The 26970-nt window shown below is 60.5% G+C and carries 24 protein-coding genes; 9 read left to right on the forward strand and 15 right to left on the reverse strand.

Annotated elements, in window-relative coordinates; genetic code table 11:
- Positions 1–29: 29 nt before the first annotated feature.
- Positions 30–1376, reverse strand: a complete 1347-nt coding sequence (locus tag KSS96_RS09100; RefSeq protein ID WP_017529372.1) for a class II 3-deoxy-7-phosphoheptulonate synthase — start codon at positions 1374–1376, stop codon at positions 30–32.
- A 124-nt stretch (positions 1377–1500) separates the two neighbouring features.
- Here KSS96_RS09100 and KSS96_RS09105 point away from each other — a divergent pair, with 124 nt between their 5' ends.
- Entirely contained in the window at positions 1501–2256 is a 756-nt protein-coding gene (locus KSS96_RS09105) for a spermidine synthase (RefSeq protein WP_017529371.1), read from the forward strand.
- A 55-nt stretch (positions 2257–2311) separates the two neighbouring features.
- On the opposite strand, the gene KSS96_RS09110 is transcribed toward KSS96_RS09105, so the two are convergent.
- A complete protein-coding gene (locus tag KSS96_RS09110; RefSeq protein WP_017529370.1) occupies positions 2312–3103 on the reverse strand; it encodes a crotonase/enoyl-CoA hydratase family protein in 792 nt (263 codons plus the stop codon).
- A gap of 421 nt (positions 3104–3524) precedes the next feature.
- Here KSS96_RS09110 and KSS96_RS09115 point away from each other — a divergent pair, with 421 nt between their 5' ends.
- Entirely contained in the window at positions 3525–5198 is a 1674-nt protein-coding gene (locus tag KSS96_RS09115; RefSeq protein WP_003233351.1) for a DEAD/DEAH box helicase, read from the forward strand.
- 83 nt (positions 5199–5281) lie between these two features.
- Here the strand turns inward: KSS96_RS09115 and KSS96_RS09120 are convergent, their stop codons facing one another.
- On the reverse strand, positions 5282–6049 hold the full coding sequence (locus tag KSS96_RS09120; protein WP_068935767.1) for a DODA-type extradiol aromatic ring-opening family dioxygenase: 768 nt from the start codon (positions 6047–6049) through the stop codon (positions 5282–5284).
- 105 nt (positions 6050–6154) lie between these two features.
- Here KSS96_RS09120 and KSS96_RS09125 point away from each other — a divergent pair, with 105 nt between their 5' ends.
- Entirely contained in the window at positions 6155–6811 is a 657-nt protein-coding gene (locus KSS96_RS09125) for a thiopurine S-methyltransferase (RefSeq protein ID WP_065876588.1), read from the forward strand.
- A 57-nt stretch (positions 6812–6868) separates the two neighbouring features.
- On the opposite strand, the gene htpX is transcribed toward KSS96_RS09125, so the two are convergent.
- Positions 6869–7756, reverse strand: coding sequence for a protease HtpX (htpX, locus tag KSS96_RS09130; RefSeq protein ID WP_017529367.1), 888 nt, complete (start codon positions 7754–7756; stop codon positions 6869–6871).
- A 304-nt stretch (positions 7757–8060) separates the two neighbouring features.
- Positions 8061–9272, reverse strand: coding sequence for a pyridoxal phosphate-dependent aminotransferase (locus tag KSS96_RS09135; protein WP_017529366.1), 1212 nt, complete (start codon positions 9270–9272; stop codon positions 8061–8063).
- Positions 9273–9475: 203 nt separating this feature from the next.
- Here KSS96_RS09135 and msrB point away from each other — a divergent pair, with 203 nt between their 5' ends.
- The 3 genes from msrB (at position 9476) to KSS96_RS09150 (ending at position 10976) form a co-directional block, all read left to right on the forward strand.
- Complete coding sequence (msrB, locus tag KSS96_RS09140; protein WP_017529365.1) at positions 9476–9868, forward strand: peptide-methionine (R)-S-oxide reductase MsrB; 393 nt, start codon at positions 9476–9478, stop codon at positions 9866–9868.
- 134 nt (positions 9869–10002) lie between these two features.
- On the forward strand, positions 10003–10488 hold the full coding sequence (locus KSS96_RS09145) for a glutathione peroxidase (protein ID WP_017529364.1): 486 nt from the start codon (positions 10003–10005) through the stop codon (positions 10486–10488).
- On the forward strand, positions 10485–10976 hold the full coding sequence (locus KSS96_RS09150) for a MarR family winged helix-turn-helix transcriptional regulator (protein WP_017529363.1): 492 nt from the start codon (positions 10485–10487) through the stop codon (positions 10974–10976). The genes KSS96_RS09145 and KSS96_RS09150 overlap by 4 nt, the downstream gene beginning before the upstream one ends.
- Here the strand turns inward: KSS96_RS09150 and KSS96_RS09155 are convergent.
- The gene (locus tag KSS96_RS09155) at positions 10930–13239 is read right to left on the reverse strand and encodes a hybrid sensor histidine kinase/response regulator (RefSeq protein WP_026067383.1); all 2310 of its coding nucleotides are present in this window, start codon (positions 13237–13239) and stop codon (positions 10930–10932) included. The genes KSS96_RS09150 and KSS96_RS09155 overlap by 47 nt on opposite strands.
- Before the next feature lie 162 nt (positions 13240–13401).
- Here KSS96_RS09155 and KSS96_RS09160 point away from each other — a divergent pair, with 162 nt between their 5' ends.
- Positions 13402–14292 (forward strand): ATP-binding protein, encoded by an 891-nt coding sequence (locus KSS96_RS09160; protein WP_065876587.1) that lies wholly within the window; start codon positions 13402–13404, stop codon positions 14290–14292.
- Positions 14289–14771: a free L-methionine (R)-S-oxide reductase MsrC gene (locus tag KSS96_RS09165; RefSeq protein WP_017529360.1), complete on the forward strand. Its 483-nt coding sequence runs from the start codon at positions 14289–14291 to the stop codon at positions 14769–14771. Before KSS96_RS09160 ends, KSS96_RS09165 begins: the two co-directional genes overlap by 4 nt.
- 32 nt (positions 14772–14803) lie before the next feature.
- Here KSS96_RS09165 and KSS96_RS09170 read toward each other — a convergent pair whose 3' ends face one another.
- The 8 genes from KSS96_RS09170 to KSS96_RS09205 all read right to left on the reverse strand — a co-directional run bounded on the left by KSS96_RS09170 (position 14804) and on the right by KSS96_RS09205 (position 23589).
- Positions 14804–18439, reverse strand: a complete 3636-nt coding sequence (locus tag KSS96_RS09170; protein WP_065876586.1) for a transporter substrate-binding domain-containing protein — start codon at positions 18437–18439, stop codon at positions 14804–14806.
- 8 nt (positions 18440–18447) lie between these two features.
- Positions 18448–19065 carry a response regulator transcription factor gene (locus KSS96_RS09175; protein ID WP_017529358.1) on the reverse strand — a complete coding sequence of 206 codons (618 nt, stop codon included), beginning with the start codon at positions 19063–19065 and terminating at the stop codon, positions 18448–18450.
- 254 nt (positions 19066–19319) lie between these two features.
- Positions 19320–19715 carry a response regulator gene (locus KSS96_RS09180; protein WP_065877946.1) on the reverse strand — a complete coding sequence of 132 codons (396 nt, stop codon included), beginning with the start codon at positions 19713–19715 and terminating at the stop codon, positions 19320–19322.
- A 167-nt stretch (positions 19716–19882) separates the two neighbouring features.
- Positions 19883–21214, reverse strand: coding sequence for a deoxyguanosinetriphosphate triphosphohydrolase (locus KSS96_RS09185; protein ID WP_017529356.1), 1332 nt, complete (start codon positions 21212–21214; stop codon positions 19883–19885).
- A gap of 71 nt (positions 21215–21285) precedes the next feature.
- Positions 21286–22449 carry an EAL domain-containing protein gene (locus KSS96_RS09190; protein WP_065877948.1) on the reverse strand — a complete coding sequence of 388 codons (1164 nt, stop codon included), beginning with the start codon at positions 22447–22449 and terminating at the stop codon, positions 21286–21288.
- Between the two features lie 93 nt (positions 22450–22542).
- Positions 22543–22884, reverse strand: a complete 342-nt coding sequence (locus tag KSS96_RS09195) for a hypothetical protein (protein WP_017529354.1) — start codon at positions 22882–22884, stop codon at positions 22543–22545.
- Entirely contained in the window at positions 22881–23270 is a 390-nt protein-coding gene (locus KSS96_RS09200) for a phage holin family protein (protein ID WP_017529353.1), read from the reverse strand. The genes KSS96_RS09195 and KSS96_RS09200 overlap by 4 nt, the downstream gene beginning before the upstream one ends.
- Before the next feature lie 4 nt (positions 23271–23274).
- Complete coding sequence (locus KSS96_RS09205) at positions 23275–23589, reverse strand: ElaB/YgaM/YqjD family protein (RefSeq protein WP_017529352.1); 315 nt, start codon at positions 23587–23589, stop codon at positions 23275–23277.
- 345 nt (positions 23590–23934) lie between these two features.
- Between KSS96_RS09205 and KSS96_RS09210 the strand changes: the two genes are divergently transcribed.
- Positions 23935–25143: an ammonium transporter gene (locus tag KSS96_RS09210; protein WP_017529351.1), complete on the forward strand. Its 1209-nt coding sequence runs from the start codon at positions 23935–23937 to the stop codon at positions 25141–25143.
- Here the strand turns inward: KSS96_RS09210 and KSS96_RS09215 are convergent.
- On the reverse strand, positions 25130–26866 hold the full coding sequence (locus tag KSS96_RS09215) for a cation:proton antiporter (protein WP_065877951.1): 1737 nt from the start codon (positions 26864–26866) through the stop codon (positions 25130–25132). The two genes, KSS96_RS09210 and KSS96_RS09215, sit on opposite strands and share 14 nt — an antisense overlap.
- Between the last annotated feature and the right edge of the window lie 104 nt (positions 26867–26970).

The following is a 26970-nucleotide window of genomic DNA, read 5'->3' on the forward strand; positions in this document are numbered from 1 at the left end:
CGAGGGCGTCAGTTCAGTCGGCAAGTCTCTCAGCGCTTGACCTGCTTCAAGGTCTCGGCAATCAGAAACGCCAGCTCCAGCGACTGATCGGCGTTCATCCGTGGGTCGCAATGGGTGTGGTAGCGGTCGGACAAGCCGTCTTCGGTGATCGGTCGCGCGCCGCCGATGCACTCGGTGACGTTCTGCCCGGTCATCTCGATATGAATCCCGCCGGCATAGGTGCCCTCGGCCTGGTGTACCTGGAAGAACTCCTTCACTTCACCGAGGATCTGCGCAAAGTCGCGGGTCTTGTAGCCGCTGCTGGCCTTGATGGTGTTGCCGTGCATCGGGTCCGAACTCCACAGCACCTGTTTGCCCTCGCGCTGCACGGCGCGGATCAGGTCTGGCAAATGATCGCCGACCTTGCCGGCGCCCATGCGCGCGATCAAGTTGAGGCGGCCGGGGTCGTTGTCCGGGTTGAGGATATCGATCAGGCGGATCAGGTCATCGGGGTTCATGCTCGGGCCGACCTTGACGCCGATCGGGTTGTTCACCCCGCGCAGGAATTCCACGTGAGCGCCATCCAACTGACGGGTGCGGTCGCCGATCCACAGCATGTGGGCCGAGCAGTCGTAGTAGTCATTGGTCAGGCTGTCGCGGCGCACGAAGGCTTGTTCATAGTTGAGCAGCAACGCTTCGTGGGCGGTGAAAAAGCTGGTTTCGCGCAGTTGCGGCGAGCTGTCCATGCCGCAGGCGCGCATGAACGCCAGGGTTTCATCGATGCGGTCGGCCAGTTGGCTGTATTTCTCGGCCAGCGCAGAGTTGGCGATAAAGTCCAGGTTCCACTTGTGCACCTGATGCAAGTCGGCAAAGCCGCCCTGGGCAAAGGCACGCAGCAAGTTGAGGGTGGCGGTGGACTGATGGTAGGACTGCAGCAGGCGGTCCGGGTCCGGCACGCGGCTTTTTTCGTCGAAGCCGATGCCGTTGACGATATCGCCACGGTAGGCGGGCAGGGTGATGCCGTCGATGGTCTCATCGTTGGCCGAGCGCGGCTTGGCGAACTGGCCGGCCATGCGCCCGACTTTCACCACCGGGCAGCCGGCGGCGAAAGTCATGACGATCGCCATCTGCAGCAGCACCTTGAAGGTGTCGCGGATTTTCGCGGCGGAGAACTCGACGAAACTCTCGGCGCAATCGCCGCCTTGCAGCAGGAAGGCGCGGCCCTGGGTTACCTCGGAAAACTGACGGCGCAACTCGCGCGCTTCCCCGGCAAACACCAATGGCGGGTAGCTGGCCAGGCTCTGCTCTACCTGCAACAGGTGTGCGGCGTCCGGGTACTGGGGTTGTTGCTGGATCGGCAGGGCGCGCCAGCTGTCGGGGCTCCAGGGTTGGCTCATCATGAACTCGATTGGGTGATTGACGGTCGGGCGCCAATGTTATCAGCAATTAGTGCGTGACCTGCTGCTGCCGGTTGGCCGACAATCGCGCCTTTGCCGTGCGGTAAACCCTTTAGGAGTAGTGATGACCGAGGAGCGTGTCGAGCGCCTGCTGGCTGAAGTCCATGATGATTTCGGCATGATCCGCGTGCTCGAAGTGGCCGATTACCGTTTTCTCGAGTTCGGCGATGCCATCGAGCAAAGCTGCGTGTTCACCGCCGATCCGAGTTGGCTGGAGTACGACTACACCCGCGCGATGCTGATCGGCGCGTTGTGCCATGAACAGCCGGAGAGTGCATTGTTCCTCGGTTTGGGCGCCGGTACGTTGACCCAGGCCTGCCTCAAGTTCCTGCCGCTGGAGGACGTCGAAGCCATCGAACTGCGCCCCGATGTGCCGCGCCTGGCCATTGAATTCATGGGGTTGGATGACGATCCGCGGTTGTACATCCGCATCGGCGACGCCCTGGATTTGTTGGAGACCGCTGAATCGGCTGACCTGATTTTCGTCGACCTGTATACCGATGTCGGCCCCGGAGTCGGGCACCTGGCCTGGACTTTCCTGGAAAACTGTCAGAAAAAACTCAACCCCGGCGGCTGGCTGGTGATCAACCAGTGGGCCACCGACGATGGCAAGCCCCTGGGGGCGGCCTTGTTGCGTGGGTTGTATCACCGGCATTACTGGGAACTGCCGGTGAAGGAGGGCAATGTGATTCTGTTGGTGCCTTCGGAGCTTGATCAGGAACTCGACCTTGGCGCGCTCACGGCCCGCGCCGAGGCGCTGGCGCCGCGTTTGGGGTATTCGTTGCAGGCGTTGATCAAGGCGATTCGGCCGGCGACCTAGTTGTCTGTCCTGACGCCATCGGGGGCTTGCTCCCGATGGCGGCCGTACAGCCAACTCAAATCCCCTTGAACACTCCCGGCCGCTTCTCGACCATTGCCCGCACCCCTTCCCTGGCATCTTCGCTGTTAAACAATTTGTCCACCATCGGCGGCAAGGCTGCGGCGGCCACCGTCTCGCCTTCCATGCGCGCCAACCGTGCCGACATCAACGTAGCCTGCACGCCCAGCGGTGCCTGGCGGGCGATGCGGCTGGCCAGTTCGATGGCACGCGGTAGCAGGTCCTCGCTGGCCATCACTTCCTGCACCAGCCCCAGGCGCAGCGCTTCATGGGCATCGAATTCATCGCCGGTAAGCAGCCAACGCATGGCGTTACCCCAGCCGGCGATCTGATGAAAGCGCAATGTCGCGCCGCCAAACGGAAAGATCCCACGCTGTACTTCCATCTGCGCAAAGCGCGTATTGCTCGCGCACAGGTTGATATCAGCCGCCAGCATCAACTCGATACCGAGCGTCAGGCAGTAACCCTGGGCGGCGACAATCACCGGCTTGCTCACGCGTGGGCCGGCAAATACGCCCCATGGATCACAGCCTCCCAGTGGCGGCTGCCAGCCCCCGGCCATCACGGCGCTGACATTGGCCAGGTCCAGGCCGGCGGTGAAGTGGTCGCCGTGAGCAAATACCACCGCGACGCGTGCAGCCTCGTTTCGATCAAATTCGCCATACGCCAGGCTCAATTGGTTGAGCAACTCCAGGTCAAAGGCGTTGCGCTTGGCCACCCGGTCCAGGCCCAACAGCAGGACATGGCCCTGGAGTTCACGACTGACACGGCTGCTGCTGGCTAGATTCATCGGGGGTGCCCTCGGGTGCGGGGAAGGGTTTCGGACCAAAGGTCTTCAGGGTTGGGTGAACCGTTTAAGCTTTATGACCAACAGCGCCGGGCCTTTAAAAATAGACCCTGGCGGTGTTATCTGCAAAGACTGTGATTCAGCGCGGTTTATCGGCGCTTGCTGATAAAAAAAGCTCCCTTTTTCAGGTATTTCCGGTATAGTGCGCGCCGGCCTTTAACCGGGCCGCGTTTAGGTAGCGCAATTCCCCGAAGTCAGCTTCGGCTGCACGTCCGCACAGCGGACTCTTCCTTGACGAATCTTTTTCATTCATTCGTTTTCGCAAATCCCCGCCGACAAAGCAGCCAGGGCGACTCTTGAGTCTCAACACGGCATGCGCAGCTTTGGAGCATGGGTCTTTGCGGATGCACTTAGAGGCAGACCCATGACCCAGGAAACCGGCGGCTTCGCCGCTTTTAATCTTAACCCGAACATTCTCGCTGCCGTCATTGCGACCGGCTACGAAGAACCTTCGGCTATTCAGCAGCAATCGATCCCGATCATCATGGCCGGCCAGGACATGATTGGCCAGGCGCAAACCGGTACCGGTAAAACCGCCGCGTTCGCCCTGCCTATCCTGCACTGCATCGATCCTGCAAAGCGCGAACCGCAAGCCCTGATCCTGGCGCCAACCCGTGAGTTGGCGCTGCAAGTAGCAACCGCTTTCGAAACCTACGCCAAGCAAATGCCAGGCGTAACCGTTGTGGCCGTTTACGGCGGCGCGCCTATGGGCCCACAACTGAAAGCCATCCGTAACGGCGCACAGATCGTCGTCGCCACCCCGGGCCGTCTGTGCGACCACCTGCGTCGCGACGAAAAAGTCCTGTCGACCGTGAATCACCTGGTGCTCGACGAAGCTGACGAAATGCTCAAGCTGGGCTTCATGGATGACTTGGAAGTCATCTTCAAGGCTCTGCCACCGACCCGTCAGACCGTACTGTTCTCGGCTACCCTGCCACAGTCGATCCGTGCCATTGCCGAACGCCACCTGCGCGATCCGCAACACGTGAAGATCCAGACCAAGACCCAGACCGTTACCGCGATCGAACAGGCTCACCTGTTGGTTCACGCTGACCAGAAGACCTCGGCTGTATTGAGCCTGCTGGAAGTCGAAGACTTCGATGCCCTGATCATGTTCGTGCGCACCAAGCAAGCGACCCTGGACCTGGCCAGTGCCCTGGAAGCCAAAGGCTATAAAGCCGCTGCGCTGAACGGTGACATTGCCCAGAACCAGCGTGAGCGCGTCATCGATTCCCTCAAGGATGGCCGCCTGGACATCGTTGTGGCAACCGACGTAGCCGCTCGTGGTCTAGACGTTCCACGTATCACCCACGTGTTCAACGTTGACATGCCTTACGATCCGGAGTCCTACGTTCACCGTATCGGCCGTACCGGCCGTGCGGGTCGCGAAGGTCGCGCACTGCTGCTGGTGACTCCACGTGAGCGCCGCATGCTGCAAGTGATCGAGCGCGTAACCGGTCAGAAAGTCGCCGAAGTCCGCCTGCCGGATGCCCAGGCCGTTCTTGATGCCCGCATCAAGAAACTGACCAACAGCCTGGCACCGCTGGTGGCTGACGCCGAATCGACCCACGGCGATCTGCTGGACCGCCTGACCGCCGATATCGGGTGCACCCCGCGTGCCCTGGCCGCAGCCCTGCTGCGCAAAGCTACCAACGGTCAGGCCCTGACCCTGGCCGCCATCGAGAAAGAACGCCCGCTGGTACCGAACAACGCGCCACGCGGTGATCGTCCAGAGCGTACCGGCGACCGCCCGGACCGTGGCGATCGTGAGCGTCGTGCTCCGGTTCCATTGGCTGAAGGTCGTGCTCGTTGCCGTACCGCGCTGGGCGCGCGTGACGGTATCGCCGCCAAGAACCTACTGGGCGCTATCCTCAATGAGGGTGGCCTGGCACGTGAAGCCATCGGTCGCATCCAGGTTCGTGACAGCTTCTCGTTGGTAGAGCTGCCGGAAGACGGTCTGGAAAAACTGCTGACCAAGCTGAAAGACACTCGCGTGGCCGGTAAGCAGTTGAAGCTGCGTCGCTACCGCGAAGATTGATCCGCCTCTTGGCTGATTGATCGCAGATAAAAAATCCCCGACTGGTTCGGGGATTTTTTTTGTCTGGAAATTCGGGATCTGCGTCAGCCGAAGCGATAGATGTCCATTCCCAGGGCGCCCATGGTGAAGCCTTGGTGCGCGATGTTGAACTGACCGCCGGCACCGCGCGCAAAGTACAGCGGCAACAGATGCTCATCGCTGGGGTGGCTGCGCACGGCATGTGGGGCCTGGCGCCGGTAATCGTGCAGCGCGGCTTCATCATCGGCAGTCAGCTTGTCTACCATCCAATCGCGAAAGTCGCGTGCCCAGGGCTCGATGCTTTCAGGCCCGGCATGCCAGTCCAGCTCTCCCAGGTTATGGGTGATGCTGCCGGAACCGATCAGCAGCATGTCTTGTTCACGCAGCCCCGCCAAGGCGTGTCCGACTCGGGTTTGCAGGGCAGGGCCCATTCGGCTGGGCAGGGAAACCTGGACCACCGGGATATCCGCCTCGGGGTACATCAGCGACAGCGGCACCCAGGCGCCGTGGTCGAAAGGGCGTTTGTCATCGATTCGAGCTGCCAGGCCATCGGCGTGCAAGCGTTCGACGATCTCGCCCGCCAGCTGCGGGTCGCCCGGTGCCGGGTATTGCACGGCAAACAGCTCGCGAGGGAAGCCGCCGAAGTCGTGCCAGGTTTCGGGCGCCGCACTGCCGCTGACCAGCAGTTCATGGCTTTCCCAGTGTGCCGACACCACCACAATCGCCTTCGGGCGGGTTATTTGCGCCGCCAAACGTTGCAGCGCCGGGCCACTGGCGCCGGGTTGCAGGGCGAGCATCGGCGAACCGTGAGAGATAAACAGGCTAGGGAGCATAAGAGGGGTCCTGAGCGTTAACATGAGCCCATCTTCAATCAGATCATTGATCTAAATCTAATATAAGTTTTAGCGCTATTTGATCGATTTTTCAGAGGTGACCCCATGGAGCCCACATTTTGGCAAGAGCGCTGGGCGCGCAATCAGATCGGCTTTCACTTGTCCGAGGTCAACCCTTACCTACTCCAGTATTGGCCGCAGCTGGACTTGGCTGAAGGCGCCAAGGTGCTGGTGCCATTGTGTGGCAAAAGCCTGGACCTGATCTGGCTGGCCAGTCATGGGCACCCTGTGCTCGGTATAGAACTGTCGGAGCTGGCGGTTGAAGCGTTCTTTGACGAGCAGAATCTGACGCCTCGCATCACTCGACGGGGCGAATTCAAGGTGTACCAGGCGGGTTCGATTGAACTGTGGTGCGGTGACTTCTTCGCCCTGGCTGCGGACGCAGTGGCCGATTGCACCGCGCTCTACGACCGTGCCGCGTTGATTGCCTTGCCGCCATTGATGCGCGCGCGGTACGCCGAGCATCTAAGCGGCCTGTTGCAGCAGGGCTGCCAAGGGTTGCTGGTCACCCTCGACTACGACCAGACGCAAAAGGCCGGCCCACCCTTTGCAGTAACGGATGACGAAGTGAGGGTTCTGTTCGGGTCGCACTGGACCCAGCGGAAGCTTGCAGAGCAAGACATCCTGAGCGAGAGCTGGAAGTTCGTGCAGGACGGCGTCACGCACCTCGACGAGCGGGTCTACAGGCTCGTGCTGGAATAAACCGGGGCTCACAAAAAAGGAGCGATCCAGTCGCTCCTTTTGTGTTTGCCGATGCTATCAGCCGCGACGACGCAGTGCGTCGATGCGTTCTTCCAGCGGCGGGTGGCTCATGAACATGCGAGCCAGGCCTTGCTTGATGCCGCCGTTGATGCCGAAGGCGGTCAGGCTGTCGGGCATATGCACCGGCAGGCCCTGTTCGGAGCGCAGGCGTTGCAGTGCGCCGATCATTGCGCTGGTGCCCGCCAGGCGTGCGCCGGCTTCGTCTGCGCGGAACTCGCGTTTGCGCGAGAACCACATCACGATGGCGCTGGCCAGGAAGCCCAGTATCACTTCAGCGAAGATGGTCGCCACGAAGTAGGCGATGCCGCGACCGCCTTCATTCTTGAAGATCACCTTGTCGACAAAGTTACCGATGATCCGCGCGAAGAACATGACAAAGGTGTTCACCACGCCCTGCACCAATGCCAGGGTGACCATGTCGCCATTGGCCACGTGACCGATTTCATGGGCCAGCACCGCTTTTACTTCATCGGGCGAAAAACGCTCCAGAAGCCCCTGGCTCACGGCCACAAGGGCGTCGTTCTTATTCCAGCCCGTGGCGAAGGCGTTGGCTTCATAAGCAGGGAAAATCCCCACCTCGGGCATTTTGATACCTGCTTCTTGAGACAACTGCTCCACGGTTTGCATCAGCCATTGTTCATGGCGAGTGCGTGGTTGAGTGATGATCTGGGTGCTGGTGCTCATCTTCGCCATCCACTTGGAGATGAACAGCGAGAAAAGCGAGCCGGCAAAACCAAAGACCGCACAGAAGATCAGCAGCTGATTGAGGTTCAGATCAACCCCGTTGGCCGCCATGAACCCGTTGAACCCGAAAAGGCTCAGGGTGACACTGGCAATCAGCACGACCGCCAGGTTAGTGGCCAAGAACAGCAGGATGCGCATCATGGTTGTAGAGTTCTCCTCATGCTTAATATGTCGCTTACTGCGGGGTATATAAGGTGCAGCCTGGGGTGATTCAACCGGGCGACTATTTCAAACTGTGTCCTACAGCCTGGATGTAGAGCCCTGAAGGGATTTTCCGACCCGGAATATAACCCCTGATTAGCCTCCGGTTGCCTCACAGCCCTGCAATTATAGGGGGCCGGCGGCTGAAGAGGGGCAACTCAAGGGCTTCGAACGGCCACGCACAGAGAAGTGTTGCCAGATAATCGCTGTACGACCGGATGTCGCTCGTACAGCGCGATTTTCGCTACTGGCGATAGGACTTGAGGAAATGGCCGATACGACCAATGGCCATTTCCAGGTCGTCCACACGCGGCAAGGTCACCACGCGGAAGTGATCCGGCCATGGCCAGTTGAACGCGGTGCCCTGGACCACCAGCAGTTTTTCCGACAGCAGCAGGTCGAGCACGAACTTCTCATCATTGAGGATCGGGCAGACTTTCGGGTCGATCCGGGGAAAGGCGTACAACGCGCCCATGGGTTTTACGCAGCTCACGCCCGGGATTGCGTTGAGCAGCTCCCAGGTACGGTTGCGTTGTTCCAGCAGGCGGCCCTGGGGCAGTATCAGGTCGTTGATGCTCTGGTAACCGCCCAGGGCGGTCTGGATCGCGTGCTGGCTCGGCACATTGGCGCACAGGCGCATATTGGCCAGCATATCGATGCCCTCGATGTAGCTCTGGGCATTGTGTTTCGGGCCGGAGATGGCGATCCAGCCGGAGCGGAACCCCGCCACGCGGTAGGACTTGGACAACCCGTTGAACGTCAGGCACAACAGGTCCGGTGCCAGGGAGGCGGTGCAGATGTGCACGGCGTCATCGTAGAGGATCTTGTCGTAGATCTCGTCGGAAAACACCACCAGGTTGTGCTGGCGCGCCAGTTCGAGCATGCCCAGCAGCACTTCCTTGGAATACACCGCGCCGGTAGGGTTGTTCGGGTTGATGATCACCAGGGCCTTGGTGTTAGGGGTGATCTTGGCCTTGATGTCGGCCAGGTCCGGGAACCAGTCGGCGCCCTCATCGCACAGGTAGTGCACCGGGTGGCCGCCGGCCAGGGTCACGGCAGCGGTCCACAGCGGGTAGTCAGGTGCGGGCACCAGCACTTCGTCGCCGTTGTTGAGCAGTGCCTGCATGGACATCACGATCAGCTCGGACACGCCATTGCCCAGGTAGATGTCTTCGATGCCGACACCTTCCACCTGCTTTTGCTGGTAGTACTGCATCACCGCCTTGCGCGCGCTGAACAGGCCCTTGGAGTCGCTGTAGCCCTGGGCGGTAGGTAGGTTGCGGATCACGTCCTGCAGGATCTCGTCGGGCGCTTCGAAACCAAAGGGCGCCGGGTTGCCGATGTTCAGCTTGAGGATGCGATGGCCTTCCTCTTCCAGGCGTTTGGCGTGCTTGAGCACTGGGCCGCGAATGTCATAGCAGACGTTGGCGAGCTTGTTCGATTTGCTGACCTGCATGGCGATGTGATCCTGAAAATGAACGATCCAGACGGCGTGGACACTACCGTACTGTGAAATCCCGCGAGGCGCGCACCCATAAATACGTTTGAATGCCGATAGCGCGGGTGCCAGACTGGCGTTTTGAAGAGGCGCAATCATACGTGCCGCCTGATCCATGGAAAAGACACAGATCAGGCTTTTTCAGTTGCCGAGGTGTACCGATGGAAAAGTTGCAGAAGACCGTTGAAGAATGGAAGGCCATGCTCGATCCGGAGCAGTACAACGTGTGCCGCCTCAAGGGCACCGAGCGACCTTTCAGCGGCAAGTACAACGCCACCAAGACCGACGGCGTGTACCACTGCATTTGCTGCAATGAGCCGCTGTTCGATTCCAAGGCCAAGTTTGACTCCGGCTGCGGCTGGCCCAGCTTCTATGAGCCGATCGCCGACAGCGCGATGGTCGAGATCCGTGACGTCAGCCACGGCATGATTCGCACCGAAGTCACCTGTGCCAAATGCGACGCGCACCTGGGCCATGTGTTCCCGGATGGCCCGCCGCCGACAGGCTTGCGTTACTGCATCAACTCGGTGTGCCTGGACCTGGTGCCGCGCTAAGCCATGATCGCCCCCAGCCTTTGCATTTGCGTGCGGGGGCGATCTATAACGGGTTATAAGTGTGGTCAATTAAATTGCACACAATTGAATTGCTCGCTATTTTTATCGCCTTTCTCTGACGTCGAGGCACTGCCATGAGCGACAACCTGCTGAGCATCCCCTGCACCACCATCAAGGGCGAGCAAAAGACCTTGGCCGACTTCTCGGGCAAGGCTGTGCTGGTGGTCAACACTGCCAGCAAATGTGGCTTCACCCCGCAGTACAAGGGCCTTGAACAGCTCTGGCAGCAATACAAGGATCAGGGCCTGGTGGTGCTGGGGTTCCCCTGCAACCAGTTCGGCAAGCAGGAGCCGGGTGACGAAGGCGCTATTTCCGAGTTCTGCGAGCTGAACTTCGGTGTCAGTTTCCCGTTGTTCAAAAAGATCGACGTCAATGGCAGCGACGCCCACCCGCTGTTCGTCCAACTGAAGAAACGCGCGCCGGGCTTGCTCGGCTCCAAGGGTATCAAGTGGAACTTCACCAAGTTCCTCGTCGGCCATGACGGCCAGGTGGTCAAGCGCTTCGGCCCGACTACCAAGCCCCAGGACCTGACTCAAGAGATCGAAGCGCTGCTCAAATGACCGATTTGCCCGCTGTATCCCTGGCGCTGGACAACCAGCTGTGCTTCAAGCTCTACGCGGCTTCACGCGCGGTAACCCGCGCCTACAAGCCGATGCTCGATCAGTTGGGCCTGACGTACCCGCAATATTTGGCGATGTTGGTGTTGTGGGAGTGGCACGACGCTCCCCCGGCACAACCTACGGTCAAGGCCTTGGGTGAGCGTCTGATGCTCGACTCAGGCACGTTGACACCCTTGCTCAAGCGCCTGGAGCAACTGGCGTGGGTGCGACGCCGACGCAGTGCCCAGGATGAACGCGAAGTGCACCTGAGCCTGAGTGACACCGGCGCGCAACTGCGTGATCGGACCCTCGCCCTGAAGGCCCGGCTGTTGTGCGACAGCGGCGTCGACCTGAACCAGGCCGACGCCCTGCGCGACGGTCTGGATCAATTGCTGGCACAGGTCACAGCGCTGTCGTCGTCGGCACCCACAGGTCCAGCAGGGCGTTGAGTTCTTCGCGGCGGAACGGCTTGGCCAGGTAATCGTTCATTCCCGCCGCACGGCAGCGCTCGCGTTCTTCGGACATGGCGTTGGCCGTCAACGCGACAATCGGTAATTCCGGCCAGCGTCCGCTGTGGCGTATCTGCCGGCTGGCCTCGTAGCCGTCCATCACCGGCATGTTGCAGTCCATCAACACCATGTCGAAGCGTTGTTCTTCGAGAAATCTGAGCGCTTCGCCACCGTGGGCGGCCACGATCACTTCGCAACCCAGCTTGCTGAGCATGCCTTTGGCCACCAATTGGTTGACGGGGTTGTCCTCCACCAGCAGGATTCGCGCCCGATGTGCGAGCGGGGCGGCGTCCAGCTGGATCGGGTCAAGTACCAGGTGCGCGTCGGTGCGCAAGTTGCGTTGCAGGATCTGGTGCAACGCGCTGCGGCTCAAAGGGCGTGCCTGTTGCTGCAGCGGCGCCAGGGCGGCGACTTCTTCGCTGGGCATAAAGTTGCCGTAGGCCGTCACCAGCAAAATGGGCGCGGTAATACCCGGCCGTATGCGGAACAGGCATTCCGGGCAGTCGGTAATCAGCAGGTCGGGCGTTTGCCCGCTCAAGTCGTCATCCAGGGTTAAGCAACGCGGTGCCAGCCCCCAACTGGGCAGCAGGGTCGTGAGCAACTCCGCCAGGCCACTGCCGGTATTGGTGATGACGATCACTGCGCCTGTGAGCGGCGCGAGTTGGGCCGCCGGTAGGTGGGTGGGCAGTGGCAGGTCTGCGCAGAACTGGCTGCCAAAGCCCACTTCCGAGCTGATGCTCAAGCGTCCCTTCATCGCGTCACACAGGTTATGCGTCAACGCCAGGCCCAGGCCGGTACCGCCAAACTGGCGAGTGATCCCTGCGCCCGCCTGGGTGAACGGTTGGAAAATTTTCGCCTGGGCTTCCTGCGCAATGCCGATGCCGGTATCACACACTTCAACGCGCACTCCGCCGTCATGGGTGCGCAGGCGCACGTCCACCCGGCCGAAGCGTGTGAACTTCAACGCGTTGGACAGTAGGTTACTGACAATTTGCCGTACCCGGGTCGGATCGCCCAGTACCTGGGATGGAAACTGCGGGTCGATCAGGCACGTCAGCTCGACGCTTGGCGCGGCGTTCTGCGACAGCAGGTTGGCGGTGTCTTCCACCAGCGCCCCCAAGTCGAACGGGATGTGCTCCAGCTCCAGTTGGCCGGCGTCGAATTTGGACAGGTCGAGAATATCGTTGAGCAACTCCACCAGTACTTTGCCGGAGTCATGGGCGATGGACAGTTGCTGACGTTGTTCGGCGTTCAGCGGGCTGTCCAGCGACAGCGCGATCATACCCAACAGGCCATTGAGCGGCGTGCGAATCTCGTGGCTCATATTGGCCAGGAACGCCGCCCGGGCCTGAGCCATGCCTAATGCACTCATCTTTGCGGCTTCCAACTCATCGTTGGACTGGCTCAAGCGCTGGTTGCTGGCCTTGAGCTCCAGGGTGCGCGCGGAGACGATGTTCTCCAGTTGCCCCAGATATTCCGTCAACCGGTCTTCCGCATGGCGGCGCTGTTGGATCTCGGTTTCCAGCGTGTCGAATTGCTGGTTGGCGACGTTTACCAGCACGCCGATTTCATCGTGTTCATGCCCCGGTGGGCAGTCCAGGCGGGTCTGTTTGCGAGTGCTCAGCTCACCGATAATGCGCACCAGCGGTTGCGTCAGCATCACGTAGAACAAGCCCAGCAGGATGCCGGTCAGCAAAAGGCTGCGGGCAAAACCGTTGAGCAGGGTTATCTCGGCGCGACGCAGGAAGCGGCTGCCAAACGCGTAGGTGTCGACGTCCAGCCGCAGCACGCCAAGGGACTCGTTGGGCATGTGGCTCAGGAACAGCCGGTCTTCGAACTGGCGGTTGGCGCCGAACAAAAAGTCGCTGATGGGACGATAGGTGCTTTCTTTGCGCGGCCGGTCGACATCGGCCAGCACCACACCGTTGTTGTCGATCAACTGCACGTGCGTAATGGCGGGGGAGTACAACAAGCCCAACGTCAGTTCCTGGGCCAGTTCGGCATCGATGTTGTAGGCAATGCGTGACGCGGGGTTGTGGCTGATTTCAATCAACGAGCGAATTTCACGGTTGATGGATGCGTCTTCGCTGGCATAATCAATGCCGATTTGGATCAGGCTGAGCAAGGTTCCCAAGACGAAACCGACCAGCACAGTCAATCTGGCTTGTTTATAAGACAAGCGGTGGGCGAACTTGATATCCATCGAGTGTTGAACCACGTTACGTTTCCCTTCGCCCGGCAAGCATAGCTGAACATCCACAAGCGTTTGCTGCCCGGCATGAATCGTTCTTTACGCAGCCCTGTACGGCCTGTCGCAGGGTTGCCAATACGCCATCTTTTGCAGGAAGTTGCCAGAGGAATAATTGTGGATTCTCGATTGAATGCCTTTCTTGAGCGCGCTGACGCCGTGCTCGCCCGCCTGGAACCCTTATTGCCCGCGCCACGGCAAACCATCGACTGGAACCAGTGCCTCGCCGCCCGCTGGCAGCGCGAAGGTCGCAGTGGTTTTCTGTTGCCGCTGGAGGTGAGCCTGGATATGCGCTTGTCCGACTTGATCGGCGTGGACAAGCAACGTGAAACACTGGCGCGCAATACTCAACAATTCCTCGATGGCCTGCCCGCCAACCATGCGTTGCTGTGGGGTTCGCGTGGCACCGGCAAATCGTCGATGGTGCGCGCCTTGCTGGCCCAGCATGCCCAGGCCGGTTTGCGCCTGATCGAGATCGAGCGTGACCATCTGGCCGACCTGCCGCGGGTGGTCGAGCAACTGCTCAAGCTGCCGCAGCGGTTCATTCTGTTCTGTGACGACCTTTCGTTCGAGGCCGGTGAAGGCGACTACCGCGTACTCAAGAGTGTGCTGGACGGCTCCCTGGAGCAGGCGCCGGAAAACGTGCTGCTGTACGCCACGTCCAACCGCCGCCACCTGGTGCCGGAAAACCAGAGCGACAACGACAATTGGAAGCGTGTGGAGGGTGAACTGCACCCCAGCGAAGCGGTGGAAGACAAGATTGCCTTGTCTGACCGTTTTGGCTTGTGGCTGTCGTTCTATCCCTTTACTCAAGAGCACTTCCTGGAGGTGGTGGAGCACTGGGTGGGTGAGCTGGCCGGCAAGGCCGGTTTGCAATGGCAGCGGGATGAAGCGCTCGACATTCTTGCCGTGCGCTGGGCGACCGGGCGCGGCAACCGCAATGGCCGTTGCGCGTATCAATTCGCCCGCTATTGGGTGGGCCTGAAACTGCTGGAGCGTCAACCATGATCGATTTACAGCAGGCCGGCACCGGCCTGGACGGCTACGCCATGCTCTGCGCACAGCTGGAGTCGCTGTTGGCCGATGAGCGTGATTTCATCGCCAATAGCGCGCAGTTTTCCGCCTTTCTGTTTAACCAGCTGGACGATCTGAACTGGGCCGGCTTTTATCTCAATCGTAATGATGAGCTGGTGCTGGGGCCGTTTCAGGGCCAGATCGCCTGTGTCCGTATTCCGTTCGGGCGAGGGGTGTGTGGGGCTGCAGCGGCGTCGCGGCAAACCCAGCGGGTGGAGGATGTACACGCGTTCCCCGGGCATATCGCCTGTGACAGTGCATCCAACAGTGAGTTGGTAGTGCCGTTGGTCAAGGCCGGCCAACTGATCGGCGTTCTCGACCTGGACAGCCCTTCGCTGGCCCGCTTTACCCCGCAGGACCAAGTGGGTATTGAACAGCTGGCGGCGATTTTCCTGCGCCTGACCGATTGCTGATCCGGCAGGGGCGGTCTTGGGACCGCCCTCCGTTATTGGTCATTCAGTTCCCCGAGCTGGATGTGCAGCCTCTCTTCCAATTCCAACATCAGCTTTTCCAGGGTTTTCACGGCGGCTTCGATCGAGGGTGGGTCATCGCCGCGCGCACAGGCCTGCTCGATGACTTCGCATTGCGCGGCCAATGAGCGGGCTTGAACGATGCGGGCGGCGCCCTTGATCTTGTGGGCCTGCTCGATAATCTCCTGGGGCTTGGCCGGCGGCGCCATCAGCGTGAGCAATTGCTGTCGGTCATGCCGGCTGCTGTTCAACAGCTCCTCCAGCAAGCGTCGGCGCATGTCTGGGTCGCCGCCGGTCAGGGCATCGAAGTTGCCGAGGTCGAGCATCGGGCCAGCCGGTTTAGGGTGGATATGGGCCAATTGCCGCTCCAATGCCGTGAGGCTGATGGGCTTGAACAGGCAATCGTTCATGCCCGCCTGGGCGCAGCGCTGCTTCTCTTCGGGCTGGGCATTGGCGGTAAAGCCCAACACCACGCAAGGTGTGAGTTGTTCGCGCTGCTCGTATTCGCGGATAGAACGGCTCAACTCGTAGCCATTCATGATCGGCATGTTGCAGTCGGCGATTACCAGATCGAAGTGCGCCTGGCGCCAGGCCTGGAAGCCCATCGCACCGTCCTGGGCCGCGGTGAACTGGTGGCCCAGGAAACCGAGCTGCTGACACATCAGCAAGCGGTTCGCCGGGTGATCGTCCACCACCAGCACACTGAGCACCGGTGCGGTCGCCGTCGCCTCGGGCTTGGGTTCGGTGCTCGCCAGCTCAGGTTGAAGGCGCGTCATCTTCAGGCTGACGTGCACTTGGGTGCCCACCATCGGCACGCTGCTCAGGCTCAATTGGCCGCCCATCATTTCGCACAGGCTGCGACAGATCACCAGCCCCAGGCCCGCACCGCTCCTGGCCAGTTGCCCGGAGTTGTCGGCCTGGGCAAAGGGTTCGAACAGGCGCGCCTGATCGTCCCGGCTGATGCCGATGCCGGTGTCTTCCACCACCAATTTCATTTCGACCTGTTGCGGCAGTTGGGTGGGCAATACCTCCACCTTGATTTTCACCTGGCCACGCTCGGTGAACTTGATGGCATTGCTCACCAGGTTCGACAGCACCTGCTTGAAGCGCAGTGGATCGATCAGCACTTCGGTATGGACCAGGTCGGGCTTGAACTCCAGCAACAAACTGAGGGTTTTCTGGCGGGCCAGGCCGTCGAAGACGCGCACCACCGACTCGATCACCTCGCGCAGGTTGACGCGTTCCGGCGCCAGGCTCAGGCGGCCGGACTCGATACGCGCGATGTCGAGGATATCGCCGATCAGTTCCAGCAGATCCTTGGCTGAGTTGTAGGCCACTTCGATGGCCGGCCGATCCAGGTGGCCCTGGTCGGCTCGCTTGAGAGTCAGCTCGAGCATGCCGATCACCGCGTTCATCGGCGTGCGTATTTCATGGCTCATAGTGGCGAGGAACGTACTCTTGGCGCGATTGGCTTCATCGGCTTGCTCCTTGGCGGCGCGCAGTTCATCGAATAGTTGGCGTCGTTCGCTGATGTCTATCCAGCCCCCGATGATGCCTTGGACTTCACCGACGGAATCGCGGTACGGCAGGATCCAGTGGTAGATCGTCAGCTTCTTGCCATGAATGTGCAGGGTTCGGTCCAGGATCAGCGGGTTGCCCTCGGCGACCACGCGCTGGTAGTCGGCGTGATATTGCGCCGCCTCCGCCGCCTGGGCGGTGCCGATCTGGGTCACGGTTTTACCGATCACGTCTTCACGCTTGACGTCGAACACTTGCAGGTAGCTGTCATTGCAGGTCTGCAGCAAGCCCTGTCGGTCACGCACATAGATCGGGTGCGGGGTTTCATTGACGAGGGCGCGCATGAACTCGAACTGATCATTGAGCGCGCGTTCGGCCATCTTCCGATGCTTGATCTGGCGGCGCATGTAAGCGTTCCAGATCAGGGACGTCAGCAGCAGCAGCCCGGTCCCGATGATGATGCGCGCGATCAATTGGTGGTAATCGCGCCAGTAGCTGTCGGAGTCGACGCTGTAGCCTCGCCAGCGACTATTGATCACCCCCAGTTCATCCGGCGCGATGCTGAGCAGGGCCTTGTCGAGAATCGAGCTGAGTTCGTTAGCGCTGCGTGAGGTCGCCAGCGCAAAAGTGGCGGGCATCGTCCCGATGCTGAAGCTGATTTGAGTTTTGTCCTGGAACACCCGCGATGACAGGAAATAGTTGGCGACCACCAGGGTATTGACCGCACCCTCCACCTCGCCTTTTACCAGTAGTTCGGTCGACTTGAAGGAGTCACCTGTTTCAACCAGATGAATCTTCGGAAAATTCTCGCGCAGGAATTTTTCCAACGGGCTGCCTACGGTGATCGCCAGCCGCTTGCCTTCCATTTCTTCCAGGCCAGTGGGAGCTTGGTTCTCCTTGCGCGTTAACATCACGTAGGAGTTTTCCAGATAGGGGCGACTGAAGTTCAGCTGGGTTTCTCGTTCGGTGCTGGGAACGATGGCGCCGATGATGTCCGCTTTGCCGGCCTCGATTTGGTTGATCATCGCGTCCACATCCCGGCCGCGCTGGATGTCGAAGCGCAACCCGGTGCGCAGGCGAATCAGCTCCAGGAGGTCGGCGGTGATGCCGCGAAAATTGCCTTCGGCATCGAAGAACGTCAACGGCGCATAGGCTTCGTTGACGATCACCCTGACCACCGGGTTGTCCTTCAGCCAACGCTCTTCGCGAAGGGTCAGTTGCAGCTTGTGGTCAGTCAGCAAGATATCGCTGCCGGCACTCCAGCGCTTGGCAATCGCTTCCCGTTCATTGATGGGCACGGCCATTAATACCGCGTTGACGATGCTCAACAGGGTGCGCTGGTGCTGGGGCACGGCAAAACTGAAACCGTAGGCTTCATGCTTGCTGAAGTTGGCCATGCGGATGTTTTTCAGGTAGCCCTTGTTGATCAGGTAATGGGTGGAAATGGTATCGCCCAGGAACACGTCGGCCTGGTCGAATGCCACCGCATTCAGGGCGTTTTGATAGGAGGGGTAGGCGCGGATGATTGCCTCTGGGTACAGCTTCTCTACCTCGTCCAGCGGCAGGTAGTGGTAGACCAGGGCTAGGCGCAGTTGCGCCAGGCCATCACTGAGGCTGCGGGTTTCGCCCTCGCGGGTGACCAGTACCGGCTGATCCACGGCATAGGGTTCTGACAAGGTCAGGTTGGGGTTCGCCGCTTCAAAACCGTTGGAGGAACCCAGCAAATCGATATCGCCTGTTTCCAGGGCGCGTATGGCGGCCTCACGGGACGGATATCGCAACACTTTCACCGGAAGGTCCAGTGCCTGAGCCAGCAGGCCAGCGTAGTCGGCGGTAAGGCCTTCATAGTCGCGACCGCTTGAGGTGAGGTCGAAGGGCGGATAGTCGGGTGATGCGGCCCCCAGCAGTAGTTCGCGTTTGTTCTGCAACCACAGGCGTTGCGCCTTGTCCAGATTGGGCTCCAGTTGTATGGCGCTTGCGCGACTCAACAAGTTGAAGTGTTCCGGGCTTGTTTGAGTGTTTGCAGGCACAGCGGTGCTGAAGCACAAACCGGCACTCAATATAATCAGATAGTCCTTTATACACCTGGGCATCCGCTTTCTCACACTAGCGCGTTTCGTTTTGCCATCTCGATAAGTTCTACCAAGGACTTGGCTTGAAGTTTCTGCATCAGCCGCTTTTTATAAGTACTTACTGTCTTGTTGCTCAAGAACATACCTTTTGCAATTTCCTTATTGGTGCGGCCTTGTGCAAAAAGTTGCAATACCATTAGTTCGCGATCGTTGACCGCTTTGAACAGTTCGAGTTCTTTGGAGTCGATGCCGGCGGCATTCAATGCCTGGCTGGGGAAGTAGTTGTAACCGGATAGCACGGCACGGATAGCGCTCAGCAGCTCGCTCAGGTCGCCTTCCTTGCACACATACCCATCGGCGCCCGACCGCATGCATCGCGTGGCGAAGAGTGTCGGCGACTGGGCCGTCAGCACCAGCGTTTTCATTGAGGCATTCATGGCGTTGAATCGGCAGAGCACTTCCAGCCCGTCCAGTTTTGGAATGCTGATATCGAGGATGATCAGGTCCGGCAGGCATTCGCGCACCATTTGTATGGCGTCGCATCCGTTATCCGTTTCACCCACTACTTTGTAGCCCTCATGTTCCAACAACATTCGGATGGCAAGCCTTATAACCGGATGGTCATCGATAATAAAAACGGTGTTCATAGTCACATTCCATGCTGGTGCAAATAAAGCGGGCACATTAGCTCAGAAGAGGGTGTGGAGCATGAGCACGAAGGGGGGCAGATATAAAACAGGAAAGGTCCTACATAAAAAAAGGTGAAGACTTACGAGTTGCTAAGGCTTTCTGAAGCGGCATTCCGGTGTTTTGCAACTAGCTGGCTGAATGCTGATGCGATGGATTAGGTGAAGATAAGCCGGAATGTTTTCGACGGGTTAATAGGTTTAACGTCCTACATTCAGGCCGGGCTCAATGCTCGGATCAAGCATGAAAGTTCATGTTTGTTTAAGGGTTTTGGCAAGTAGCCGAGCAGGGGAAGGCCTCGTTCCAAGGCTTGGGTTTGCAGCATGGAAAGTTCTGCCAAGGGCAAGCCACTGAGCAGGATCGCGGTGTTGATAAAGCGTTGGCGACTGGCGATGTCTATCAACTCAAGCCCAGGCAGGTCGGGCAGGCATTGGTCGCACAGGAGGATGTCGAAGGGCGCCTCGGCCAGCGTCATCAAGCGGATCGCTTGTTCGGCGTTTTCCGCCGGTGTCAGTTGCTCGAAGCCAAAACTTCTAAGCAGGCACTGGGTGGCCAACAGTTGAAAGGGATGGTCCTCCACCAACAGGATACGAAGGGGGTAACTGGGCATAGAAAGTACACGATGAGTCAAGCGTCGATGGGGACGCAGGGCAGTTATCCACGTTTGCCCGGAGCGTGCGCGATTATTCTCCGGGTGTTTGTGCGAATTCGATCAGGCCGCTCTGTTCCCTGTGTAGGGGGATTCTTTGAAGGCGGCAGACGGCTTGATCAATTCCGTTACTGAGGGCTGGAGCGCCCGGTCATCTCTCGCGCCATCTCGGTGGCATAGCTGTCGGTCATGCCGGCGATGAAGTCGATCATGCGTAGGAACGAGGTGTGCAATGGCCATGCAGGGTTGGGCGCATTGTTGCCAAGCAGGTCGAGAATGCGCCGGTTCTTGAAGGACGGCGTGCGTCCGCCATGTTGCTCCAGCGCCGCACCGCAAAAGGCGTTCAACAGAATCTCCAGCGTGGTGTAGGCGCCGATTTCATGCAGGGTCTTGCGCTTGTCCTGGAAGATTTTCTTGCGCGCCATGTCTTTGGCATCCAGTACACAGCGTTTGGCCGGGCCGTGCATATGCTCCACCAGGTCGCCGGGGAGGGTACCGGCCAGCAAGGCGTCCTGCTGCTCGACGAACGCGTGCGCGGCGGCGTTGGTCAGGTGCTCAATGGCTTTGCCGCGCAAAATCGCCAGCTTGCGGCGGCGTGAGTCCAGTGGGCCCAGTTGCCGATAAGTCTGCGGCAGGTCGTCGCCCACCAGGTTAAGCAGCAGCGACTCGACTTCGGCATAGTCCAACAGGTCCATTTCCAGGCCGTCTTCCAGGTCGATCAAGGCATAGCAGATGTCATCCGCGGCCTCCATCAGATACACCAGCGGGTGACGGGCCCAGCGTTGTTCTTCGAGTTGCGGCAGGCCGAGTTTGTGGGCGATCTGTTCGAGGATCGGCAGCTCGCTCTGATAACAGCCGAATTTGTGTTTTTTGTAGCCCAGGGAGTCGGCGTGGCGGGCGGTCCAGGGGTATTTCAGGTAAGTCCCCAGGGTGGCGTAGGTCAGCCGTGTGCCGCCATCGAACTGGTGATATTCAAGCTGCGTCAGCACCCGGAAGCCCTGGGCGTTCCCTTCGAAGTTGAGAAAGTCATTGCGCTCGGCACCGCTCATGTCGTCCAGCCAGCCGCGCCCCGCCGCCTGTTGAAACCAATGGCGGATGGCATCTTCGCCGGAATGCCCGAAGGGTGGGTTGCCGATGTCATGGGCCAGGCAAGCCGATTGCACCACCATGCCCAGGTCGCTCGGGTCGCACCAATCGGGCAAGGCGCCGCGCAGGGTTTCGCCAACGCGCATGCCCAGGGAGCGGCCTACGCAACTGACTTCCAGCGAGTGGGTCAGGCGCGTGTGGATATGGTCGTTACTCGACACCGGATGCACTTGGGTCTTGCGGCCCAGGCGGCGGAACGCACCGGAGAAAATAATGCGGTCATGGTCTTTGTGAAACGGGCTGCGGCCCAATTCTTCCGGGCTGTGGAGGGGTTTTCCAAGACGTTCGCGGGTAAGCAGGGTGGGCCAATCCAAGGCGAGTACTCTCCGGGCGGTAAATGACCCTCCCAGCTTCCCGGTTCCGCCTTGGCGGGGCAAGCGAAAATCTACAGGCCGGCGGCGTCAATATCGATTAACAGCAGGCGCTGACCATTGTCGAAGAATTGTCCGGCGGTGAGGCAGTACTGGTTGGTGGTGGCGTCGCGGTAGGTCGAGGACAGGGTCAGGCGCCGTTCCTCCCAACCTTCGGCCAGCAAGTGATAGAAGTACGGGCGCCACGACCAGTTATGGCCCAGGTAGCGGCTGTCGGACTGCCACGCGTCCTGGCGCCACTCGAAGTTGGGCGTCAACTGCGTTCCATGCCGGTCGCACTGATAAAAGCGCAGCAACCAGGGGAAGTCCGGTAGCTGCGGCAGCAGGGCCAGCGGCGCCTGGCCTTGGGCCCAGGTTTGCAGGATCTTCATCAGTTCGGTCAGTTGCTGGCGCAGGTGCATGAGGCGTCCGCGCTCCGCCAGTTTTTGCTGCACATACGCCGTGCGCAGTTGCGCAAAACGCGGTACGAAGGCGTCGGTGGCGAACCAGTCCAACTGCGCCTGGGCAAACAGATAGCCCTGCACATACCGCGAGCCGCATTCCAGGGCGAAGCTCAGTTGCGCCTCGGTCTCCACGCCTTCGGCGATGATCCAGCAACCGGTCTTTTCCGCCATCTGCGCCAGCGCCCGCACCACGTCGCTGCTCGGTCCGCCTCGGGCGGCGGCCTGGAACAGGCGCATGTCCAGCTTGAGAATGTCCGGTTGCAAGGCCAGTACCCGGTCGAGCTGGGAGTAGCCAGCGCCGAAATCGTCAATGGCAATACGTGCGCCCGCCGCGCGATAGCGCGCCACCACGTCGGCCAGGCGCTGTATATCGCCGCCCAACTCGGTGATCTCGAACACAATGCGCGCAGGGTCGACGCCATGCCTGTGTATCTGTTTCAGGCTCGGCAACGCCTGGCCCGGGCGCAGGCGGTTGATCCAGCGCGGCGACATATTCAGGCTCAGGAACCAATCGTCGGGGGCTTCATGCAGGCGGCTCAGCGCGTTGTCGCGTATCTGCCGGTCGAGGCGGCGCAACGCCACGCCCGGTGTGCGCGGGTCGTCGAACAGCGGGCCCACGGATTGCAAACGGCCGTCCGGCTGGCGCAGTCGGCCCAGGGCCTCGACGCCGGCAATGCGCCCGGTGGCGGTATCGATAAACGGCTGGAAGCAGGCGAGCGGTTGCCCGTCGATCACGGGGCCTCCTTAAGCGAGGTGGCGAAAAAAAGGCCCGGCCCTCATTCAAGAGGGCCGGGCCGATTCTGTTTGCAAGAATGCAGCCAGCAGGGCTCAAGCTTTACGCGAAGAGCTGGCCATCGCCAATTTGATCAACGGGATCAAACCGGCACCCAGGCGCACCAGGCGCGTAAGGCTGCTGAGGCTGCCGCCCTTGGCGCCCTTGCCGGTAAAGAAGCCCATCAGCGTCACCGCCGCCACGCCCCACAGCGGCGCGTGCTTGATGCCCAGGCTGTCCTGCCAGTTGTGGCGCATATCGCGGACTTTGTGCAGGGGTGCGAGCAATTGTTGCGACTCGTGACGGATTTCCTGGCGGTGCATTTCCATGCGCAGGCGGATCAACGCCTTGCGCATTTCCCGGCGGGAGGTGGTGTGAGGGATTTCAGTCAGGCTCATGGCAGCAGGCGCTCCCGATCATTGGCCAGCTCTTCGAGCGTGGCGTGGAAGGGCGTGGATTCATCGAACACCGCCGCCTTCAGGCGCACCCCGCAGAACGCGGCGGCGAGGGTATAAAACACGCATAGACAGATGATCCCGGTGAGGCGATAGCCGGTGTCCCATACCAGAATCATTACCAGCGTCGACAACCCCACCAGCAACAGCAGGGCAAACACCAGCGCCAGGCCTGCAAACAGCAGCAGGCTGACGGTACGCGCCTTTTGTTCCTGCAGTTCGATGCCAAACAATTCGACGTGGCTGTGCAGCAGCCCTAGAACGGCCGCGCCCAGGCGTCGTGAGGTAGAACGTGTGCCCGTGGACGAGCCGCTTTCGTCGATAGACATAGTGTTAGCGCCTTGTAGCCAGCAGGCCGATCAGAAACCCCACGCCAGCGGCAATGCCCACCGCCTGCCAAGGGTTGGCCTGCACGTAATCTTCAGTGGCGGTTACCGCTGCCTGGCCGCGTTCGCGCAGGGAGTCTTCGGTCAGTTGCAGGGTTTCGCGGGCTTTGAGCAGGCTTTCATGGATCTTGCTGCGCAGTTCGTCGGCCTGGTCACCGGCCAGGATCGCGGTGTCGTCCAGCAACTTTTCGGTGTCACTGACCAGGGTTTGAAAATCCGCCATCAATATTTCCTGCGCGGTCTGTGCTGTTTTTCTGGCCATGGTATCTCCGTGATGGGCTGATCTGTACGTGTGGTTTCGAGTCACCGGCATCGGTGAAGGTTCAGTGCAATTGTCTGGTACAGCTTTTGCTTTGCCTTGGTGCGCAGGCCCTGAAGGCTGCGCTGAATCTGGGCGGTAAGGCCTCAAGCCATCAAAAACCTTACCTTAAATAACTCAAACTCGCGGAAAAACCCTGTCGGCCACGGCTTTTCAGGTTGATCGCTGCGCTAAAGCGGTTCACGCCTTCTGCAGAGGGGCGGGGCCGTCGGTGCCAATTTAGTGCGCGCAACCCTGGCTCGAACCGCTTTGGTGCTTTTTGTGTTTAACACAGGCCTGCCAACCTCCATGGAAAATTTGCAAAGCGCGGTGGACACTCTGGTCCACAGCTCCAACACCCTGTTTATCCTGATCGGTGCGGTCATGGTACTGGCCATGCACGCCGGCTTCGCGTTCCTCGAAGTCGGCACGGTGCGCCAGAAAAACCAAGTCAACGCCCTGTCCAAGATCCTCAGCGACTTCGCCATCTCCACCCTGGCCTATTTCTTTATAGGCTATTGGATCTCGTACGGCGTGAGCTTCATGCAACCGGCGGCCGTGATCAGCGCCGACCACGGTTACGGTTTGGTGAAGTTCTTCTTCCTGCTGACGTTTGCCGCAGCGATCCCGGCGATTATTTCCGGAGGCATTGCCGAGCGTGCAAAATTCGCCCCGCAGCTGTGTGCCACTGCGTTGATCGTGGCGTTTATCTACCCGTTCTTTGAAGGCATGGTCTGGAACGGCAATTTCGGCCTGCAAGCCTGGTTGCTTGCCGCCTTTGGTGCCAGTTTCCATGACTTCGCAGGTTCCGTGGTGGTGCACGCCATGGGCGGCTGGCTGGCGCTGGCGGCGGTGTTGCTGCTCGGCCCGCGCAATGGGCGCTACCGCGAAGGGCGCCTGGTGGCCTTTGCACCGTCGAGTATTCCGTTCCTGGCGCTGGGGTCGTGGATCCTCATCGTCGGCTGGTTCGGCTTTAACGTGATGAGTGCGCAGACCCTGAGCGGCGTCAGCGGGCTGGTGGCGGTCAACTCGTTGATGGCCATGGTCGGTGGCACCGTCGCCGCGCTGGTGATCGGCCGCAATGACCCAGGCTTTCTACATAACGGTCCGCTGGCCGGGCTGGTGGCGATCTGCGCCGGTTCCGACTTGATGCATCCGGTGGGCGCGCTGGTGACCGGTGTGGTCGCCGGCGGCTTGTTTGTGTGGTGTTTTATTGCGGCCCAGGATCGCTGGAAGCTCGACGACGTGCTGGGCGTATGGCCGCTGCACGGTTTGTGCGGCGTATGGGGTGGCATCGCCTGCGGCATCTTTGGCCAGACGGCGCTGGGCGGGTTGGGCGGCGTGAGCCTGATCAGCCAGTTGATCGGCACCGGCCTGGGCGTAGCCGTGGCGTTTGGCGGCGGCCTGCTGGTGTACGGTGTGATCAAGCGCGCAAGCGGGCTGCGCCTGAGCCAGGAGCAGGAGTACTACGGCGCGGACCTGTCGATCCACAAGATCGGCGCGGTCAGTCAGGATTGATCGGCGCCTCGTCGTCATTGCCGGGGTGGGAGTAAAAACCGTGCAGCAGGCGGTAGCGGGTTTGCCGCACTTCATCGACCCGGGCCTGTACCTGTTGGTCCGGCAGGCCCAGCAGGATCAAGGCGTGGGAGGCGAGCATCAGGCTCGACTCCAACAACTCGGGCACCACTTCACTGGCGCCCGCGGCTTTCAGCTCAGCCAGTTGGCTGTCATCGCGGGTACGCACCAGGATCGGCACGTCGGGGTTGATTCGGCGTGCCTCCTTCAACACCAGCAGGGCGACATCGCTGTTGTCCACGGCGATCACCACCAACCGCGCGCGCTCCAGGCCCACCGCACTGAGCAGCGCGCCTCGGCGGCAGTCGCCGTAATGCACGCTGCTGTCTTCGGTGGCCGCCTCCTGCACCCGTTCCGGGTCGTCATCCAGGGCGATAAACGCCTGCCGCTCGCGGTGCAGAAAACGCCCGATGGACTGCCCGACACGGCCATAGCCGCAGATCACCGCATGCCCGTGCAACTGCGCGTTGAGCGCGGTGATTGCTTCCAGTTGCACCTGTTGGTTGGGTTTGCGGTGCAGGCGCAGGGCAATCGCCGGCGCGGCGCGCAACAACAGCGGAGTCAGCAGCATCGAGCAGAAGGTCGCGGCGAGCAGCACGCCATTGAACTGGTCCGGAATCAGTTGGCTCTGCTGCATCTGCGCCATCAGCGCAAAACAGAACTCACCACCCTGGGCCAGGGCCAGGCCGCTGCGCCAGGCGGTTTCACTGTCGCTGCCGCGCAGCTTGACCAGCACGGCGACCACGGCGCCCTTGATAAGCATCAAGGTGAGGGTCAGGCCGAGGATCAGCAGGCCGTGGCTTAGGAATAACTGCAGGTCGATGAGCATGCCGATACTGACGAAAAACAGCCCCAGGAGGATGTCGCGAAACGGTCGGATATCCGCTTCGATCTGGTGGCGATAATGGCTTTCGCCGAGCAGCATGCCGGCCAGGAACGCACCAAGGGCCGGAGACAGGCCGAGCAAGTGCGTGAGCCAGGCGGTCAACAACACAATCACCAGCGCCAACAGCACAAACAGCTCGGCCGAATGGGACGCGGCGACTTCGTGAAACAGGCGCGGTAACAACCAGCGACTGGCCAGCAGCAGGCCCACGAACAGCACCCCGGTTTTACCCAGGGTCAGCGGCAAGGCCCAGTACCAGGCGTGGTCACTGCTGCCGGCAAACACGGGCACCAGGGTCAGCAGCAACACGGCCACCACGTCCTGGAACAGCAGCACGCCGATCGCATTCTGGCCATGGCTGCTGAAGATTTCCCCGAGGCTGGTCAGCTCCTTGCTGACGATGGCCGTAGACGACAACGCCAGCCCCGCACCGAGCAGCAAGGCGATGCCTGGCGCCACGCCCAAGGCCATCAACATACCGCCCAGCAGCACCGCGCAACCCAGCACTTGCAAACTGCCCAGGCCGAATACGACGCGGCGCAGGGCCAGCATCTTGGTCAGGGAAAACTCCAAACCCAGGGAAAACAGCAGGAACACCACGCCCAACTCCGCGAGGTCGGGCAGCTCTTCGCTGTCATTCACCCAATCCAGAGCCGTCGGCCCCACGGCCAGGCCCACACACAGGTAGCCCAGCACGGGAGGCAGTTGCAGCCGGCGAAACAGCGCAATCACCACCAGGGAGGAGGCCAGAATGATCAGCAGGTTGGCAAACACGAGCATCTCCGTTGCAGGGTGAGCGGGCAAAAAGCCGCGAGAATCGCTGAATCAGTTATAGGCCATGCTGATCTGGGTCAATTTTTTTTGTGGGTCACAGCGCCAGGGCG

Origin of the sequence: Pseudomonas asgharzadehiana, from assembly GCF_019139815.1 — a bacterium.
GTDB lineage: Bacteria > Pseudomonadota > Gammaproteobacteria > Pseudomonadales > Pseudomonadaceae > Aquipseudomonas > Aquipseudomonas asgharzadehiana.

Excerpts from the sequence above, each read along its gene's own strand:
- KSS96_RS09100 (WP_017529372.1), bottom strand. The coding sequence starts at position 1,376 with ATGAGCCAACCCTGGAGCCCCGACAGCTGGCGCGCCCTGCCGATCCAG.
- KSS96_RS09105 (WP_017529371.1), top strand. The coding sequence starts at position 1,501 with ATGACCGAGGAGCGTGTCGAGCGCCTGCTGGCTGAAGTCCATGATGAT.
- KSS96_RS09110 (WP_017529370.1), bottom strand. The coding sequence starts at position 3,103 with ATGAATCTAGCCAGCAGCAGCCGTGTCAGTCGTGAACTCCAGGGCCAT.
- KSS96_RS09115 (WP_003233351.1), top strand. The coding sequence starts at position 3,525 with ATGACCCAGGAAACCGGCGGCTTCGCCGCTTTTAATCTTAACCCGAAC.
- KSS96_RS09120 (WP_068935767.1), bottom strand. The coding sequence starts at position 6,049 with ATGCTCCCTAGCCTGTTTATCTCTCACGGTTCGCCGATGCTCGCCCTG.
- KSS96_RS09125 (WP_065876588.1), top strand. The coding sequence starts at position 6,155 with ATGGAGCCCACATTTTGGCAAGAGCGCTGGGCGCGCAATCAGATCGGC.
- htpX (WP_017529367.1), bottom strand. The coding sequence starts at position 7,756 with ATGATGCGCATCCTGCTGTTCTTGGCCACTAACCTGGCGGTCGTGCTG.
- KSS96_RS09135 (WP_017529366.1), bottom strand. The coding sequence starts at position 9,272 with ATGCAGGTCAGCAAATCGAACAAGCTCGCCAACGTCTGCTATGACATT.
- msrB (WP_017529365.1), top strand. The coding sequence starts at position 9,476 with ATGGAAAAGTTGCAGAAGACCGTTGAAGAATGGAAGGCCATGCTCGAT.
- KSS96_RS09145 (WP_017529364.1), top strand. The coding sequence starts at position 10,003 with ATGAGCGACAACCTGCTGAGCATCCCCTGCACCACCATCAAGGGCGAG.
- KSS96_RS09150 (WP_017529363.1), top strand. The coding sequence starts at position 10,485 with ATGACCGATTTGCCCGCTGTATCCCTGGCGCTGGACAACCAGCTGTGC.
- KSS96_RS09155 (WP_026067383.1), bottom strand. The coding sequence starts at position 13,239 with ATGGATATCAAGTTCGCCCACCGCTTGTCTTATAAACAAGCCAGATTG.
- KSS96_RS09165 (WP_017529360.1), top strand. The coding sequence starts at position 14,289 with ATGATCGATTTACAGCAGGCCGGCACCGGCCTGGACGGCTACGCCATG.
- KSS96_RS09170 (WP_065876586.1), bottom strand. The coding sequence starts at position 18,439 with ATGCCCAGGTGTATAAAGGACTATCTGATTATATTGAGTGCCGGTTTG.
- KSS96_RS09175 (WP_017529358.1), bottom strand. The coding sequence starts at position 19,065 with ATGAACACCGTTTTTATTATCGATGACCATCCGGTTATAAGGCTTGCC.
- KSS96_RS09180 (WP_065877946.1), bottom strand. The coding sequence starts at position 19,715 with ATGCCCAGTTACCCCCTTCGTATCCTGTTGGTGGAGGACCATCCCTTT.
- KSS96_RS09195 (WP_017529354.1), bottom strand. The coding sequence starts at position 22,884 with ATGAGCCTGACTGAAATCCCTCACACCACCTCCCGCCGGGAAATGCGC.
- KSS96_RS09200 (WP_017529353.1), bottom strand. The coding sequence starts at position 23,270 with ATGTCTATCGACGAAAGCGGCTCGTCCACGGGCACACGTTCTACCTCA.
- KSS96_RS09205 (WP_017529352.1), bottom strand. The coding sequence starts at position 23,589 with ATGGCCAGAAAAACAGCACAGACCGCGCAGGAAATATTGATGGCGGAT.
- KSS96_RS09210 (WP_017529351.1), top strand. The coding sequence starts at position 23,935 with ATGGAAAATTTGCAAAGCGCGGTGGACACTCTGGTCCACAGCTCCAAC.
- KSS96_RS09215 (WP_065877951.1), bottom strand. The coding sequence starts at position 26,866 with ATGCTCGTGTTTGCCAACCTGCTGATCATTCTGGCCTCCTCCCTGGTG.